This window comes from Streptomyces sp. AHU1 (assembly GCF_045343905.1).
Taxonomy (GTDB): Bacteria; Actinomycetota; Actinomycetes; order Streptomycetales; family Streptomycetaceae; genus Streptomyces; species Streptomyces triticiradicis.
In genome coordinates this window covers 4,710,861-4,726,614 of record NZ_CP174283.1, presented here as the reverse complement: position 1 = coordinate 4,726,614, position 15,754 = coordinate 4,710,861, and the positions used below count along the sequence as shown (strand labels likewise).

The window sequence follows — 15,754 nt, the reverse complement described above, 5'->3', positions numbered from 1 at the left end:
AACTCGAAGCTCGATCGCACCACTTGACCCACGAAGGTGCCGCAAGGTTGTACGCGACTTCCGACAAACTGCCGCCGACCAGGGCGCGCTGTCGGTGAGGGCCGTCGACGGCGAAGGGGATCTCATCGGGGGGCTGTCGGCCTGGACGTGGGGCGGACTGCTCGGTATCGAGATGCCCCGGGTCCGGGAGGAGAGCCGCGAGGACGGCTGGGGAAGCAGACTCCTGCCGGCCGCGGAGGAGGAAGCGCGGGGGCGCGGCTGCGACCGGGCGTGCGTCTCGTCGTTCACCTTCCGGGCCCCGGCGTTCTACCAGCGTCATGGATATGTCGAGACCGGCAGAACCCTGGGCATTCCTGGTGGCGCCGAGGACGTCCACATGTACAAGAAGCTGTCCTGGCCGAGACGCCACCGGCGGACAGGAAGCCACGACCCCGCGGGAGCCGCCCTGCGCGGTCGGACTCCGCCCCGGGCCGGGCCGTGCGGGCACGGACGGCCACTCGGAGGGACCCCCTCCTCAACCGTCACTGCCATGCCTTACGCTGCGCGCAGCAGTCGCACCCGCGTCACCGCAGCTCAGCTGCCTTGTCCGGGGTCGCACGACGCTTTCGTCCGCCCGGTCGGCACCGGGCTCACTCATGGGGGTACCACCACTGTGCGTACGCGCAGCGCCGCCACCGCGACGGCACTGGCCGTCCTCGCCGGCTCGGCAGTCCTGAGCGGTGTCCCGGCCGTGCCCGCCGCGGCGGCCGGGGCCGTGGTCGTCTACACACCCGGCGGGATCGTCGCCGACGGCGCCCTGCAGCGGGTCTTCGTCGCCGACCAGTGGAGCGGGAAGATCCTGGCCGACGACTACTCCGGTGCCCTCGTCGACTCGGTGGACGGACTCGGGACGGTCGTCGACCTGACCCTCTCCGCCGACGGCGCCACCCTGTACGCGGCGCTGCCCGACAGCCACCAGATCCTGGCCCTGGACGCCGCCACGCTCGACATCGAGGCCCGGTACGACGTGGCGGCGGCCGAAGGGCCGCGCCACCTCGCCTTCGCCGGCGGCAAGGTCTGGTTCGGTTACGACGATCCGCAGGGCGGCGGCCTGGGCTCGGTCGACCCGGCGGGAGGCACCGACGCCGTGACGCTCGGTCAGTTGCCGGACGGTCCGGGCCCCTTCGGTGACCTGGTCCTCGACTCCGACCCCGGCAAGCCGGACACGCTGGCGTTCGCCGCGACGGGCCTCGACGCGAGCGGCGGGATGGGGGTCCTGGACGTCTCCGGCACCTCTCCCCAGCTCGTCGCCCACGACAACTCCCAGGTTTCCGGGGCCGTTGACGTCGATCTCGTACCCGGTGCTCCGGAGGTGCTGATCAACGCGAGGAACCGTTACGCCTACGCGGACGGGAAACTCAGCGGCGCCGGCTCGTACGCGTACGGCGGATGGAACGGCGACATCTCACCGAGCGGCCTGCTCGCCAAGTCCGACGACAGATACGTGACGGTCTACCGGTCCGGCACGGACACCCCGATCGTCGCCCACCATGTCTCGGACAACGAGGTGGGCGGAGTGGCATGGGCACCGGACTCCTCACGTCTGTTCGTCCTCAGGGGGACGGACGGCGACGGCTATTTCCTCAAGGCGCTCACCGATCCGGCGCGGGACGTCCCGACCCTGACGGTGTACGCCCCGACGAAGGCCACCCGTGCCCAGCAGCTCACCGTCACCGGGAATCTGTCGATGACGTGGCTGCCGCCGGACACGAAGCTCCAGGTCACCCGCACCGACCTGGAATCCCCGAGCGGCAAGGCGCTGCCCGCCGTCACGGTGAAGCCGGACGGTACGTACTCCTTCTCCGACACCCCGCCCGCCGGTGGCACGGTCACCTACAAGGTGTCCTACGCCGGCGACGCCGATCGCTCGGCCGTCTCCGTGAGCGCCAAGGTATCCGTCTCCCTCGCCCCGACCTCGCTGAGCCTGAACAACAACGGCAAGGTGTACGCCTACGGCACCGACGTGACGTTCACCGCGCACCTCGGTACGACGTACAAGAACCGCACGGTCGAGATCTGGGCCAACCCTTATGGCGGTGACAAGCCCAACAAGCTGATCAAGTCCGGGACGGTCAACTCCAGCGGCAACATCTCCGCGACGGTCGACATGACCCGTGACACCGAGGTCACCGCGGTCTTCAAGGGTGATGCCCGCTTCAAGTCCAGGACCGTCGCGTCCACGGGCTACGCCATGGTGAAGACCTCCACCGTCGTCTCGAAGCACTACAAGACGGCCAGGATCGGCTCGACGTCGTACTACTGGTTCCACAAGAGCACCAACCCGCTGCTCACCACGACCATGACGTACTACCCGGGCCGCAAGCAGCGCGTGGACCTGCAGGTCTACCGGGCCGGTGAGTGGCAGACCCCCGACAACAGCCCGCAGTACTTCAAGCTCGACTCGAACGGCAGGTCGGCCGTGAGCCTGAAGTCGCCCGGCACGTCGGGCGTCAAGGTACGCATGCGCTTCTCGTACGAGAACAAGTACTCGGGCGACAACGTCAACTCGACGACGAACGGCTCGTGGAAGTACCTGTACTTCTCCAACTAGCCGGGCGGGAGCGCCCTGTCGACATCGACCACGACGCCCTCGGCACCTCCGAAGACCGCTGGGCGGCCGCCCCCTCCCGGCGTTCTTCCCGAGGACGCCGCGCGAACCTCAGCGCGTGAAGGTGAAGTACTTCCAGGCGCCGTACGTCGTCGTGTTCACGCCGTCGCCCGAGCCGCTGAGGTACGCGCTACGGACGCGGAAGCGGCGGCCGGTGGGCGGGGTGCCCGTCAGGGTGACGACGGACCTACCCGCGGAGTCGAGCTTGAAGAAGTCCTCGGCCGTGGCCTCCCAGCCGCCCTCGGCGTAGATCTGGATCCTCAGGTACTGCTTGCGGTCCGGGTACGGCGTCATGGTGGTCGTGACGACCGGGTCCTTGGACTGGTGGAAGTAGTAGTACGTGTGGCTCCACGTGTACTGGGACTTGTAGGAGCCGCCGAGCGTCGTGGACACCTTCACCCTGGCACCGACGGTACTGGCCGCCGTCTTCGGCGCGTAGCGCCCGTCGCCGGCGAACTTCGCCGTGAGCGCGGTCTTGCGCGTCAGGGCGAGGGTGACGGACAGGTTGCCGCTGGAGTTGACCGTGCCGGACTTCACCAGCTTGTCGGGCTTGTCGGCGCCGTACGGGTTGGCCCAGATCTCGACCGTGCGGTTCTTGTACGTGGTGCCGAGGTGCGCCGTGAAGGTGACGGACTGCGCGTAGTCGTATTCCTTGCCGTCGTTGTTCAGCGTCAGCGTGGGCGTGGCGCGCGAGACGTCGACGGTGTCCGTGGCGGTCGCCGCGGTGTGCGTGGTGTCACCGGCGTACGTCACCGTGTACTTCACCTTGCCGCCGGCCGGCGGGGTGTCCGTGAGGGAGTACGTGCCGTCCGCGCCCAGGTACTTGGTGCCGAGGGACTTGCCGTTCGGCGACTCCAGGTCGGTGCGGATGACCTGGAGCGGGGTGCCCGCGGGCAGCGCCAGGTTCGCGGTGAGCTTGCCCTTCACGGTGAGGGAAGCGGCACGGGTGGCCTTGGCCGGGGCATCGACTGTCAGGGTGGAGGCGTACGCGCGGGGCGCGTCGACGACCTGGAACTGCATCGCGTTGTTGTACCCGGTCAGCACGAACAGCTTCGAGCCGTCGGCCGACCAGCTGGCGGAGTGTCCGCCCCGGGGCATCCACTCGCGCGACAGGTTGCGGACGCTGGCGGGCCGGTCGGGGTCCGTGCCGAAGACGTAGGTGTCGCCGACGTTGCCGTCGTCGAGGACGGTGGCCGCGACCGTGCCGTCCGGCGCGACGCTGACCGTCTCCGGTGCCGAGGCGGTCGGGAAAGTACGTACCTCGGACAGGTCGGAGAGGCGGTACTCGGTGAGCGCCCGGCCCCCGGGACCGGCGACGATGACGTTCCGGCCGTCCGGGGTGAGGGCGGCGTCGTTGTAGGAGCCGCCCTTCTCGTCGGAGACGCGGATCGCCGGGGTGCCGGAGGAGATGTCGTACACGATGATCGGGCCGGAGCTGATGCGCGCGTCGAGGGCGAGCAGCGTGCCCGGGTTGTCGGGGTCGGCGTAGAGCATCGGCGGGCCCGCGAAGTCGTGGCCGGCCGCCAGGTCGAGGGTCACCGTGGGCGTCTCCGCGGTCAGGTCGACCTCACCGAGCCCGGAGTCCCACTGGTCGCCGTAGCCGAACCACAGTCTGCCGTCGGCGTGGACGACTCTGGAGGGAGCGGTCCCGTCGCCGGTCGGGTACTCGGCGGTCCGCGTGAGCTGCCCCGTGTCGATGGCGACGATCTTGTCCGCGTCGGGGAGTGCCGCGTACAGCGTGCCGGAGTCGGGGCTCAGCTCCAGGTCGGCGACCTGGGGCAGGTCGGTGAGCGTTGCGACGACCTTCCCGATGAGGTCGGTGACGACGATCTGGCTGTTGTAGGCGTCGCTGATGAAGACGTGCTGGTGGACGGCGTCCACCAGCACGTCGTTCACGCCGAAGACCGCCAGGGCTCGGCTGGAGTCGGCGGACGCGGGTGCGGCGAGCACCATCGGACCGAACAGGGCCGCGAGAGCCGCGGCGGCCGGAAGAGCGCGCAGGCGCACGGTGACGAACCCCCGGAATGAGGTGAGCGCAGATGGGTGCCACCGACACGTCCGATGTGTGCAAACCGTGTACCCCATGTGGCAAGTGAGCGAAGACTAGATCATGTTGCGGAAAACCGCAGCACTCGGCCCCCCTTCGTCCCATCCGGTCATCCAGCCATCCGGTCATCCGGGAGGGACCGCTCCGCCTCCGGTCGCCGGAAAGCGCGTCGGCGCCGACGAACGGCATCCGCAATCGCCTTCTCAGTGCCGCGATCGTCGATACGCCGGACGCCGCGTGAACCTCTCCGAGCAACCGCCGGCCATGAAGACGCGCCTCACACCTGAAGCACCAGAGGTTCACAGGTACGGGGAACGGCAGTAGTCGGCGGATGACGCCCATGAGAGCGGCCCCTGACCAGGTCGCCTGGTCAGGGGCCGCTCTCATGCACGGTGGGTGCGGGATCCGAACCCGCCGCGACTCGCGCCACGGCGGTTCTCAAAACCGGCCCCTACGCCACCGCCGCAACGCCGTGGCCACGGCGGACGCGCCCCATCGCTGTCGCCGTCGGCCTTCCTCGCCGGAGCTCGGCCGCCGCCGCTCCGGCCGAGGGCGGCAGCCCCCGACCGCCGGATGCGGTCGGGGGCTGCCGCTGTGGTGTGCCGCGGGTTGCTCAGAGACCCTTGCCGTTGACGAACACCTGGACCGGGCCGTTGGGGGTCACGGCGCCGGACGTGATCGCGCCGTCGGTGACCGTGCCGTCGGTGATCGCACCATCGGTGACCGCACCGGGCGTGATCGCACCGTCGGTGATCGCACCGTCGGTGACCGCACCATCGGTGACCGCACCGGGCGTGACGACGTTGCTGATGGCCGTGATCTTGTCGGCGTTGGAGCTGCGGAGGCAGTCGTCCGGGTTCTCGCCCGGGGCCGCGTCCCAGTCGCCCCACTTCACGTCGCCCGTGGGCTTGAAGTCGCCGAACTCGTACTCCCCGAAGGAGTAGTCACCAGTGAACGACCAGGCACCGAACGAGTAGCCACCAAAGGTGTACTCGCCGAACACGGGGGCGTTCCAGGTGGTGGCGCCCTCCGTGTACGACTGCCCCTTCCAGCCGTTGAGGATGAAGCCGGTGTACTGGTTGGACTTGCGGGCGTCGACGTCGAGGTCGTAGTTGAGGCTGCCGGCGATGCTGCCGGCACGGGTGCCGGTGCGGCTGCCGTCACGGCTGCCCTCACGGCTGCCCTCACGGGTGCCCGTGCGGGAGCCGGTGCGGGAGCCGTCGCGGCTGCCGTCGCGCTCACCGTCACGGTGGAACGTCTTGGTGCCGCTGCCGTTGGTGAACGTGCAGACCAGGTCCTGCGACATGGCCTGGGTGGCCGCCTGGGTGCCGGCCTGGGTCCCTTCCTGGGTACCGGCCTGCGAACCGCTCTGCGAGCCGGCCTGGGTGACGCCCTTCGAAACCTCCTGGGACGTCGACTGCTTGGCGGTGAACACCAGGCTCTTGGCGTCGACGGCCTTCTGGAGCGCCGAGTTGTTCATGCCGAGGGCGTTCTGGACCTCGCCCTTGCCGATGAAGCCCTTGCCGTTCGCGTCGACGGTGACCGACGCGTAGGCGGAGGTGGTGCCGAGGGCGATCGCCGCAGAAGCCGCGACGCCGCTGATGACGATGCTGCGTATGCGCATGTACTGGATCTTTCGTCGTGCCGTCATTTGGGTGCCATACCGACGAGCTTTGCGGTCCCCCAGACCTTTCCCCGATTGCAGGCTGCGCGGTGAGAAACAGCGCGCCACGCCACAAGATCAGTTGGCGATCGCGAGTGTGGCAGATGTGAAGGAAATATGCAGTACCCGTGATCACTCCGTAATTCATGTTGAAAGCTCAAGCATCTCTCGGCTTCGGATTGCCCGCATTTCAGGTCATGCTCGCCGTGGACATCGGGAACGAACAGCCGTACTCACTCAAAGAAGGCAGCAAGTCATGATCTGCCCGTCATGAGTTGCGCCCTCCCTCACGGGCCTGCCGCAGGCCGCGTACGGTCGCGTGCGGGACGGCTCGTCGGCAGACAGTGGAGCCGGCGCCTGGGAGGGAGAGGGAGACGTGAGCAGGAGACGCTACGTCGCCAGGGGCGTGCCGGGTGGTTACCGGATCTGGGACAACCGAGGACGCCGATGGTGGGGCGATCTCTACGAGTTGTGCCCCGACGAGCTCGTGGACGAGCTCAACGGCGGTGCGGACCACGCCCGGATCACCGCGCTGATGAAGCGTTACAGGGCGCAGAAGCGATAGGCGCCGCCGAGACGGGGGATGCCGGGTGTGCGCACCACGACCGCGCCCCGTGGTCCGCCCCGCTCGCCACGCGCGGCTTGGCCCCGGCCGCTGGATGCGGCCGGAGCCAAGCCTGTTGACGGAAGATCAGGATCAGTAGCCGGCCGCGCTGGCGTCGCGGCGACGGCGGCGTACGGCCGCGGTGTAGGTCGTCAGGCCGCCCAGGACCAGCGCGAGGCTGGCCGCGATGATCAGGCTGGTCGTCGACGAGGTACCGGTGGCCGCGAGGGAGGCGGTTCCGGCGACGATTCCGATGCCGGAACCACTCAGGTAGTTCATGTTCTTCTTCCTCCCGGCGACCTGTCGGCCGCCTCTGTCGAGTGGGACATGCGTTTCGCGGGACATGCGTTTCGGGTGACGAGCGCGTGCGACGCGGCCGTGGCGGTCACTTCCAGGCGGAGACGCCAGTGGCGTACGACTTCACCACCGAGGTGACGAACCAGTACGCGCGCACGCCGGCGAAGACCAGGCCCGGCAGCATGAGGACGTCGACCAGGACGCCCTTCCAGCCGAGGTGACGGGCGCGGAAGGCGGCGTAGGCGATCCAGAAGGCGACCAGGCACAGCCAGACCCGGTCCAGGACGAAGCCGTTGCTCGCGATCACGCCGGTCCAGGTGGCCAGCCAGGCCAGGGTGTAGAGGAAGCCGACGAAGCCGAGCACCATGCTGGTGATGGAGAACCAGGTGTGTTTCGTCCAGCCGCGCCGCCGCAGGGTGTCGACCGTGCCGCGTCCCCAGCGCTCCCGCTGGCCGATCAACTCCCGCAGGGTGGGCATGAGATCGGTGTAGGCGATGCAGTGCTGGTTGGCCGTGACCTTCCAGCCCGCTTCCTTCAGCGCGAGGGTCGTCTCGTAGTCCTCCACGAGGTTGGCGTGGTCCTCCCAGAACACCTCGCCGCGCCAGCGCAGGATGCTCAGCAGGGCCTCGGTGCGGTAGAAGGAGCCGGCGCCCGACATGCTGTGGATGCCGAAGCGGTAACGGCCCCGGGCGTAGCGGCCGTACTCCATGATCTGCATGCCCAGCAGATAGCGCTGCCAGAGGTTCTTCCACAGGCCGGTGCGGCCGAGGCAGGTCGCGCTGAGTCCGCCCACGCGCCGGTCGGAGGCCATGACGTTGCGCGCCCGCTCCAGGAACTTCGGGTGCAGACTGGTGTCGGCGTCCATGACCAGCAGGTACTTCGTGGCCGCCGCGAGTCCGCCAGGTGTCCGGTTCAGCCAGCCGATGCCGTGGTTGAGGGCGCCGGCCTTCTTGTGCGGGTTGTCCGGCAGGTTGAAGACGACGGTGCGCGGTACACCGGGACGGTCGGCGAACTCCCGGGCGAACTCCTCCGTCCTGTCGGAGGAGTTGTTGACCACGATCACGATCAGGTCGGGCGGGGCGGTCTGCGCCGCCAGTGACTCCAGCGCCAGCAGTACGCCGGCCTCCTCGTTGCGGGCGGGGAGGAGCACGACGGTTTCCATCAGGGCGGCCGCCGCCTGGGTCACCAGCCGGCGCCGGTGGAAGCCGTGCCCGCGTCGGCCTCTGTGGCCCTGGTCGGATCTGTTGTGATCACGGTTCTCTTCGGTGGTCATCGGATCCGACGACGCCCGCGCTGCTGTGCCTGAGCGCCCAGCGGTGGTCATCTGGTCGTTCATGGTGTGTTGCCCCCCGGCGGCACGACTGCCGCTGCTTTCCCCGGCGGCTCTCGGACCGCCACTTGCCTACCGCCGCCCGGTGCCGTTCCCCTCGGCGCAGGCAGACATCACCGCTGCGACGAGCGGCGTCATAGAAGGCCATTGTCGAGGCGTCGGTTACGGTCCCGGAAGGGTGATGGAGGGGCGCACGAGAGCCCAATGGTGGGTGGTGGAGCGCGAACAGGGTCGGGTGGTGAGGATGGGGCGCGCATCGTCTGCACGCGCCCTTGGCAGGTGAGGTCCGGGCCACGGACCTGGGCCTTTCCGGCGGCCGCCTACGGCACACACGGCACCGTCACGCCTGAGCGTATGCCCCGGTCCGTCGGATCGGGCTCCGGCCCGTGTCCGCTATGGACTTCTTGCCGAAGTAGACCCAGGCGAGGGTGGCGAGGACCGAGCCATGGAGCAGGAACAGCAGCCACAGCAGCTTCGGCACGAAGCGGACGCGGTCCGCGGGGGTGCGGACGCAGTCGATCAGGGCCCACAGCGAGATGGCGGCCACGAGGGCGATCAGCGCGAGGGCCGGCAGGTCCATCATGTGCAGCATCCGTCTTCTCCTTCTTCCCCTTGCTCGGACTCGGATCGGGCTCCGTCCCGGAGCGGCGTCCACCCCCTCATCGGACGAGCCCCTCCGATCGGTTCACGGACACGCGGAACAGGTCTACGAAGATCGCCACCGGCTGGCAGGGGTACAAGGGCCTGTTCTGAGCCGGCGCCCGGACGGCACTGAGCCCCCTCACCTGCCGGTGAGGGGGCTCAGTGCCGTCCGGGCGCCGTCGGTCCTCCCGGCAGACTCGTTTCGTTCCTAGTGGTGCCGGGCGCCCCGCGGCCTTGGATGACGGATCGCGCGCGCATACGTGTGGGTGTGCGTCACCGTCGCCGCGACCAGGAGGAACAGGCCGACCAGCGCCGCGGGTACGGCCGCCGTCAGCCAGTACGGACCGTCGCCGGGACCGCCCGTCAGCAGAAGGGCCGCGGTGCCCGCGGCGGCGGCGAGCCCGGTGGTGAGCAGGACGGCGAAGGCGGTGCGGCCGTTCCGGGAGCGGTCCGCGGCCGCGGGCCGCCACCGCAGCTGTTCCCAGTGGCGGGCCGCTTCCCGCTCCTCGCGTCGGCGCCGCACGGCCGCACGTGTCCGAAGGACGAGGGCGAGGGCCGTGCCCGCCGCGGCGGTGAGGGCCGGGATCCACCATGCCCCGGTGACCAGGAGCAGGACGGCGATCACCCCGGTCGTGCTCCAGACGCTCACACAGGCCGCGGCCGCGTCACGGCGGGAGTGCGGACGGTCGGCGCCCGCGCGCAGATCGGTGAGGGCCGGGACGTACCAGACGCTGCCGGCCGCCGTCAGCAGGGCGGCGCCCAGGGCCAGAACGGGCTGCGCCATGGTTCAGTGCACCGCCTCGGCCGCGGCGATCTCCGGGTGGTGCAGGTCGAAGGCCGGGGACTCGGACCGGATCCTCGGCAGCGAGGTGAAGTTGTGCCGCGGCGGCGGGCAGGAGGTCGCCCACTCCAGCGAACGGCCGTAGCCCCAGGGGTCGTCGGTCTCGACCTTCTCGCCGTACTTGGCCGTCTTCCACACGTTGTAGAGGAACGGAAGGATCGACAGACCCAGCAGGAACGACCCGATCGTGGACAGGGTGTTGAGGGTCGTGAAGCCGTCGGAGGCGAGGTAGTCGGCGTACCGGCGGGGCATGCCCTCGACGCCCAGCCAGTGCTGCACGAGGAAGGTGAGGTGGAAGCCGACGGTGAGGGTCCAGAAGGTGATCTTGCCGAGGCGCTCGTCGAGCATCTTGCCGGTCATCTTCGGCCACCAGAAGTGGAAGCCGGCGAACATCGCGTACACGACCGTGCCGAAGACGGTGTAGTGGAAGTGCGCCACGACGAAGTACGAGTCGGAGACGTGGAAGTCCAGCGGCGGTGACGCCAGGATGACGCCGGTCAGCCCGCCGAAGGTGAACGTGATCAGGAAGCCCACGGTCCACAGCATCGGCGTCTCGAAGGACAGGCTGCCCTTCCACATGGTGCCGATCCAGTTGAAGAACTTCACTCCCGTCGGCACCGCGATCAGCAGGGTCATGAAGGAGAAGAAGGGCAGCAGCACACCGCCGGTCACGTACATGTGGTGGGCCCACACCGTCACCGACAGGCCGGCGATCGCGATGGTGGCGCCGATCAGGCCCATGTAGCCGAACATCGGCTTGCGGGAGAAGACCGGGATGACCTCGGAGACGACGCCGAAGAACGGCAGCGCGAGGACGTACACCTCCGGGTGGCCGAAGAACCAGAACAGGTGCTGCCACAGCAGCGCGCCGCCGTTCGCCGGGTCGAAGACGTGGCTGCCGAACTTCCGGTCGCACTCGAGCGCGAACAGCGCGGCCGCCAGCACCGGGAAGATGATCAGGACCAGGACGCCGGTCAGCAGCACGTTCCAGGTGAAGATCGGCATGCGGAACATGGTCAGACCGGGGGCGCGCATGCAGATGATGGTGGTGATGAAGTTGACCGCGCCGAGGATGCTGCCGAAGCCCGACAGGGCGACACCCATGATCCACATGTCGGCGCCGAGCCCCGGCGAGTGGACGGCGTCGGACAGCGGCGCGTACAGGAACCACCCGAAGTCGGCCGCCCCGCCCGGGGTGAGGAAGCCGAACGCCGCGATCGACGAGCCGAACAGGAACAGCCAGTAGGCCAGCATGTTCAGCCGGGGGAAGGCCACGTCGGGCGCGCCGATCTGCAGCGGCATGATCCAGTTGGCGAAGCCGGTGAACAGCGGCATCGCGAACATCAGCAGCATGATCGAACCGTGCATCGTGAACGCCTGGTTGAACTGCTCGTTCGACAGGATCTGCAGTCCGGGCCGGGCCAGTTCCGCGCGCATCAGCAGCGCCATGACACCGCCGACGATGAAGAAGACGAACGCGGTGACCAGGTACAGCGTCCCGATCCTCTTGTGGTCGGTGGTCGTCAGCCAGTCCACCCACGACGCGCGGCCGGAACCCGCGGCGGACGCCGCGCCGGGCCGCCCGGTCACCTCGCCGCCCGTGCGTGCCGCGTCGGCCGCGTCCGTCACCTCGGCCCTGTCGGCCGCGGAGACCGCGTGCGGTCCCGCCGCCTCCACCGGGTGTATCTGTGCCTCGTCCACCGGACGACTCCCTCCCCTTCTCCACCTGTCCGCTCATGAGGCGCGTCCCGCTCATGAGGTGTGTCCGCCCATGGGCGCAGGTCCCGCTCATGGCGTCGGCGGGCCGGAGAGTGCCCGCGCACGGGGGTGGACGCGGTGCCGCTTCCCGGCCGCCGCCCCATGATCGACGCCGGGACACGGGGGCCGGATAGGGCCGAACAGCCCCCACGTGGGCCCTGTCAGCAGGGCCCAACGGCCCCATCCGCACCACGCGGCCGGGGCCGGGGCACCGTGCCGGTTCCCGTGCGCGGGCCCCGGCGACGAGCACGAATGCCCGCTTCTTTCCGCATACGGGCCCGCCAACTGCCGGGCGGCGCAGCGGAAGAGGGACACGCGTCCGGGAAACGGACGCACCCGGACCGGTGGCGCGGCGCGGCGTCCGTACGGCCCTGGGGCCGGGGCCGTTCGGCCCTATCGGCCCCGCGCGGCCGGGTGATCTTCTGGCTGGGCGGCCGGGTGCCCCCGCCCACGCAACTCCCTTCTCCCCCGTGGGGAACGGGCCGGAGCACTCGGTACGCGCCAAGAACGGCTCAGACCGGTACGGACCGCACCGGCCGAGAAGGGCTGCCGGAGAACAGCCGGTCCTCAGGGAGGCTCAGGTGCGGCGCAGTTTCGGTTCGATCCTGCTGGTGCTGGCGATCGGCGGCACGATCGGCTCACTCCTGTACCCGGTGTTCTACTCGTACCCCCACCGTTTCGACGCGGTGAAGGCCGCCATCGCCGACCCCGGGCCCGTGGTGAGCACGCCCTGGGGGCCGCTGAGCGCCGCCGACCGCGACCTCGTGGTGCAGGTGGAGGTGGACGGGCTGTGGGAGGTGTCCGCGGGCAAGCAGGCGGCCGACCGGGCTCCCACGAAGGCCGTCAAGGAGGCCGGCGACGAGCTGGTGACCGGCCACACCGAGCTCGACAAGCGGGTCCGCACGGTGGCGGCCGACCTCGCCATCGCCCTGCCGGACCGGCCGACCGCGGAGCAGCAGGGCTGGCTGGCCCAGCTGACGGCCGCTCAGGACGGCGAGTACCGTCACCTGTTCGCGAATCTGCTCCGCGAGGAGCACGGCAGGATCTTCCAGCAGCTCGCGCAGGTGCGCAGCAGCACCCGCAACACGCTGGTCCGGGATCTGGCCACGTTCGCCAACCGGACCGAACTCGGCCACATCTCGGCGCTGGAGAGGACCGGGTACGTCGACTTCGACACCGTCGCGCACGGGTCGACGGAGTCTCCGGCCGCGGTTCCGACCGTGGTTCCGGCACCGTCGTCGCCGTGAGCTCCCGCGGCCCCGCGGCAGCGGGGCGCGGCGGGGCTCCGGGTGCCGGGGACGGGAGCGGGAGCGGGACGGTTCAGGGCGCGATCGAGCAGTTCCTCCAGGCGGTGGCCAGGGCGTGGGGGATCGCCGGGATGTCGCCGCAGCCGCGCGGACTCACGGGGAGGCCGTCGGTCGCGACGTAGACCCAGCCGCCGCCCGAGTCGCGGAAGTACTTGGTGACGCTGCCCTCGTCCTGCAGGCCCACGAGTTCCGCCTCGGTGGCCCCCGCCGTGGGCTGGAAACGGGCGGCGGCGTAACGGACGGTGCCGCACCGGCCGTAGAAGAACGTGCCCGGCGCCGGCCCCATGTGGACGAAGTGGGTGACGTCGCGCCGGTACGTCCGGGTCACTTCGGCCTTCACCTCGGCACCGGCGGCCAGGTTGCGGCAGCCCGCGGCGGCCGGGGCGGTGGCCCGGGCCGGGGCTCCGGTGGCCGGGCCGCTCGACGGCTTGACCGTGCTGGCGGAACCCGACGCGGGCGACGCGGTCCGGGCCGGGGCGCTCGTCCGTACGGCCGCTCCGGCCGAGGCGTCCGCGGAAGAAGCGGGGGTGTCCGCGGAGGAGGCGGGAGTGTCCGCGGCGGAGGCGGAGGCAGCCGCGGAGGAGGCGGGGGTGTCCGCGGCGGAACCCGCGCCCGCCGAGTCCTGGCACCCCGTCAGCAGCATGACCCCGCCCGCCAGCGCCATCGCCAGCGCCGACGTACGTATGAGACCGGGCATGACCCACCCCTCCTTGTTCCCGACGACCTCTTCCGGCCGGCTCCCGCCGGTCCTCCCCGCCCTCCCGGCCCTTCCGGCCGGCGAAGCCGTGGCCACGGTCCGCGCGACCACGGCGCACGGCCGTCCCCCGCGCGGCCGCGGATCCTGTTCCCACAGGAGACAGCCGGAACCGCCCGGGAGTTGCGGACGGGAGGACGCGGAATGGTCTCGATTCCGCATCCGGCCGACGGGACCCTCGCGGCGGCCGTCGCGGCGGTCGCCGCGCATCGCGGAAAGGCTGCGCGCCACAGGAAAACTGACCCTCGCGCGTCGCCAAATCTGTCTTTGTCACGGTAGACATCGAGCGTCGGCGTGATTAGGGTTTCTTGTACGGACACCGCTGGTCCGGAGGAGTTCGCTCCCGTTCCGGCAGGTCGTCGAAGCCGAGCCAAGAACGGAGGAAGCAGACGCCATCAGGATCGCCCGGCCCCGAACGGCACGGCCGGGCAGCGCAAGAACCCGGAATGGACGGTGGTTCCCGGTCACGGCATACACGATCCCCGCTCACCCGCCCCTCAGCCGGGCCAGGTAGCGGAAACAGAAGGTCGGCCCCTCAGCGGAGCCGGCAGATGGTGTTCAATTCCTTAGGGGCCCTGGTGCCGTACGGCGACGGGGCCCCTCGACGCGTGCCACGACGAGGTGAAATGACAGCGGACACTCCACTCGGTGGTCGTCTCGACGACGACGACTATCCCGCGTACACGATGGGCAGGGCCGCCGAGATGCTCGGCACGACGCCGGGCTTCCTGCGAGCCGTCGGGGAGGCCCGTCTGATCACTCCGCTCCGCTCGGAGGGCGGCCACCGCCGCTACTCCCGCCACCAGCTGAGGATCGCCGCCCGCGCGCGGGAACTCGTCGACAGGGGCACCCCGATCGAGGCCGCCTGCCGCATCGTCGTCCTCGAGGACCAGCTCGAAGAATCCCAGCGCATCAACGCCGAGTACCGGCGCGCCGCGCAGGCGGCACCGGAGGGATCCAGCACCGGCTGAACCCGCCGGAGCGGCGCCCTTCCGGCGGCCCTCCGGAACACCCGGCCCGATCGCCGCCGCACCATCCCCCGCGCGCGCCCCGCCCGTACGACGTACAGGAAGTGGCCAGCCATGATGTACGACCAGACACGCGCCCAACAGCCTCCGGACGGGCGGTCCGGCCCCGCCGGACGTCGTGCGCCGGGCCCGGAACCGCTGCTGGGGGAGGACGAACGGGCCGAAGTCACCCAGCGGCTCCACCACGCCCTCAACACGTTCGCGCACAGCCCGCTCGAGGCGCTGGAAGAGGCCGAGACGGCGTTCGACGAGGCCGCGGCCGGGCTCATGAGCTCCCTCACGGAGCGGCGGCGCGACCTCCACGCGGGCTGGCAGGGCCAGGACCCCGGGACCCGGGGCGAGGAACTGCGCCACGCGCTGCGGCAGTACAGCGAGATGACCCAGCGGCTGCTGCGCATGTGAGCCCGCGCCGCTCCCGGTCCGCGTCCCGGCGCGCGGCGGCGGCGCGCGGCGGCGGTGCGCTCCCCGTGGCCGCGCGGAGGGATGCTGCGGCTCAGCGCTCGGCGTCCGCCGGCTGGGCGAGGACCAGGCCGACGGCGATGGCGGTGACGATCGTGCCGAGCTTCAGCAGGTCGCGGAAGCCCTCGACGACGTAGCCGCCGCCCGCCCGGGACGCGCGCGGTCCCGCCACCAGCCTGCGGAGCCCCCGTCCAGGAGGCGGGCGAAGCGGCCCGAACGAGTGAGAGCGCCTCACCGGCGGGAGAACCGGGCCCCGGCCCGGCCGGTGCCGGCGGCGGCCCGGGCAGGGATCCGGCGGTGGTGGGGGCTCACCCGGACGGATCACCCCGGCGCGCGGTGCCGCTCACCCGGACGGAGGCTGGCCCCATCGCTTCCGA

At 70.4% G+C, this 15,754-nt stretch carries 14 protein-coding genes and 1 pseudogene; 6 read left to right on the top strand and 9 right to left on the bottom strand.

All coding sequences use genetic code 11. From position 1 onward, the window contains the following. Positions 1-13: 13 nt before the first annotated feature. Together ACICHK_RS21140 and ACICHK_RS21135 are read left to right on the top strand one after the other, a co-directional pair. Positions 14-313: pseudogene (locus ACICHK_RS21140) on the top strand (GNAT family N-acetyltransferase); the annotation flags it as partial. A gap of 339 nt (positions 314-652) precedes the next feature. Then, positions 653-2,590, top strand: a complete 1,938-nt coding sequence (locus ACICHK_RS21135; RefSeq protein WP_406838127.1) for a YncE family protein — start codon at positions 653-655, stop codon at positions 2,588-2,590. Positions 2,591-2,698: 108 nt separating this feature from the next. On the opposite strand, the gene ACICHK_RS21130 is transcribed toward ACICHK_RS21135, so the two are convergent. Both ACICHK_RS21130 and ACICHK_RS21125 read right to left on the bottom strand, forming a co-directional pair. Next, positions 2,699-4,654 carry a YncE family protein gene (locus ACICHK_RS21130; protein WP_406838126.1) on the bottom strand — a complete coding sequence of 652 codons (1,956 nt, stop codon included), beginning with the start codon at positions 4,652-4,654 and terminating at the stop codon, positions 2,699-2,701. Positions 4,655-5,307: 653 nt separating this feature from the next. Further along, positions 5,308-6,345, bottom strand: a complete 1,038-nt coding sequence (locus ACICHK_RS21125) for a hypothetical protein (RefSeq protein ID WP_406838125.1) — start codon at positions 6,343-6,345, stop codon at positions 5,308-5,310. A gap of 388 nt (positions 6,346-6,733) precedes the next feature. Between ACICHK_RS21125 and ACICHK_RS21120 the strand changes: the two genes are divergently transcribed. Beyond that, complete coding sequence (locus ACICHK_RS21120; RefSeq protein ID WP_406838124.1) at positions 6,734-6,922, top strand: hypothetical protein; 189 nt, start codon at positions 6,734-6,736, stop codon at positions 6,920-6,922. 132 nt (positions 6,923-7,054) lie between these two features. Here the strand turns inward: ACICHK_RS21120 and ACICHK_RS21115 are convergent, their stop codons facing one another. The 5 genes from ACICHK_RS21115 to ctaD form a co-directional block, all read right to left on the bottom strand. Beyond that, positions 7,055-7,240 (bottom strand): hypothetical protein, encoded by a 186-nt coding sequence (locus tag ACICHK_RS21115; protein WP_151470075.1) that lies wholly within the window; start codon positions 7,238-7,240, stop codon positions 7,055-7,057. 106 nt (positions 7,241-7,346) lie between these two features. Beyond that, positions 7,347-8,531, bottom strand: coding sequence for a glycosyltransferase (locus ACICHK_RS21110; RefSeq protein WP_406838123.1), 1,185 nt, complete (start codon positions 8,529-8,531; stop codon positions 7,347-7,349). A gap of 397 nt (positions 8,532-8,928) precedes the next feature. Further along, complete coding sequence (locus tag ACICHK_RS21105) at positions 8,929-9,180, bottom strand: PLDc N-terminal domain-containing protein (RefSeq protein WP_151470073.1); 252 nt, start codon at positions 9,178-9,180, stop codon at positions 8,929-8,931. A gap of 258 nt (positions 9,181-9,438) precedes the next feature. Continuing rightward, the gene (locus ACICHK_RS21100) at positions 9,439-10,014 is read right to left on the bottom strand and encodes a hypothetical protein (protein ID WP_406838122.1); all 576 of its coding nucleotides are present in this window, start codon (positions 10,012-10,014) and stop codon (positions 9,439-9,441) included. Between the two features lie 3 nt (positions 10,015-10,017). Next, positions 10,018-11,661 (bottom strand): cytochrome c oxidase subunit I, encoded by a 1,644-nt coding sequence (ctaD, locus tag ACICHK_RS21095; protein ID WP_225860567.1) that lies wholly within the window; start codon positions 11,659-11,661, stop codon positions 10,018-10,020. Between the two features lie 749 nt (positions 11,662-12,410). Here ctaD and ACICHK_RS21090 point away from each other — a divergent pair. Further along, positions 12,411-13,076 carry a DUF4142 domain-containing protein gene (locus ACICHK_RS21090; RefSeq protein WP_406838121.1) on the top strand — a complete coding sequence of 222 codons (666 nt, stop codon included), beginning with the start codon at positions 12,411-12,413 and terminating at the stop codon, positions 13,074-13,076. Positions 13,077-13,149: 73 nt separating this feature from the next. Here the strand turns inward: ACICHK_RS21090 and ACICHK_RS21085 are convergent, their stop codons facing one another. Continuing rightward, positions 13,150-13,833, bottom strand: a complete 684-nt coding sequence (locus ACICHK_RS21085) for a hypothetical protein (RefSeq protein WP_406838120.1) — start codon at positions 13,831-13,833, stop codon at positions 13,150-13,152. Positions 13,834-14,516: 683 nt separating this feature from the next. Between ACICHK_RS21085 and ACICHK_RS21080 the strand changes: the two genes are divergently transcribed. Beyond that, a complete protein-coding gene (locus tag ACICHK_RS21080; protein ID WP_406838119.1) occupies positions 14,517-14,861 on the top strand; it encodes a MerR family transcriptional regulator in 345 nt (114 codons plus the stop codon). A 111-nt stretch (positions 14,862-14,972) separates the two neighbouring features. Next, complete coding sequence (locus tag ACICHK_RS21075) at positions 14,973-15,320, top strand: hypothetical protein (RefSeq protein ID WP_406838118.1); 348 nt, start codon at positions 14,973-14,975, stop codon at positions 15,318-15,320. A gap of 91 nt (positions 15,321-15,411) precedes the next feature. Here the strand turns inward: ACICHK_RS21075 and ACICHK_RS21070 are convergent, their stop codons facing one another. After that, entirely contained in the window at positions 15,412-15,549 is a 138-nt protein-coding gene (locus ACICHK_RS21070) for a hypothetical protein (protein ID WP_406838117.1), read from the bottom strand. Positions 15,550-15,754 lie beyond the last annotated feature (205 nt).

Excerpts from the sequence above, each read along its gene's own strand:
- ACICHK_RS21125 (WP_406838125.1), bottom strand. The coding sequence starts at position 6,345 with ATGACGGCACGACGAAAGATCCAGTACATGCGCATACGCAGCATCGTC.
- ACICHK_RS21115 (WP_151470075.1), bottom strand. The coding sequence starts at position 7,240 with ATGAACTACCTGAGTGGTTCCGGCATCGGAATCGTCGCCGGAACCGCC.
- ACICHK_RS21110 (WP_406838123.1), bottom strand. The coding sequence starts at position 8,531 with ATGACCACCGAAGAGAACCGTGATCACAACAGATCCGACCAGGGCCAC.
- ACICHK_RS21105 (WP_151470073.1), bottom strand. The coding sequence starts at position 9,180 with ATGCTGCACATGATGGACCTGCCGGCCCTCGCGCTGATCGCCCTCGTG.
- ACICHK_RS21100 (WP_406838122.1), bottom strand. The coding sequence starts at position 10,014 with ATGGCGCAGCCCGTTCTGGCCCTGGGCGCCGCCCTGCTGACGGCGGCC.
- ACICHK_RS21085 (WP_406838120.1), bottom strand. The coding sequence starts at position 13,833 with ATGCCCGGTCTCATACGTACGTCGGCGCTGGCGATGGCGCTGGCGGGC.
- ACICHK_RS21080 (WP_406838119.1), top strand. The coding sequence starts at position 14,517 with ATGACAGCGGACACTCCACTCGGTGGTCGTCTCGACGACGACGACTAT.
- ACICHK_RS21075 (WP_406838118.1), top strand. The coding sequence starts at position 14,973 with ATGATGTACGACCAGACACGCGCCCAACAGCCTCCGGACGGGCGGTCC.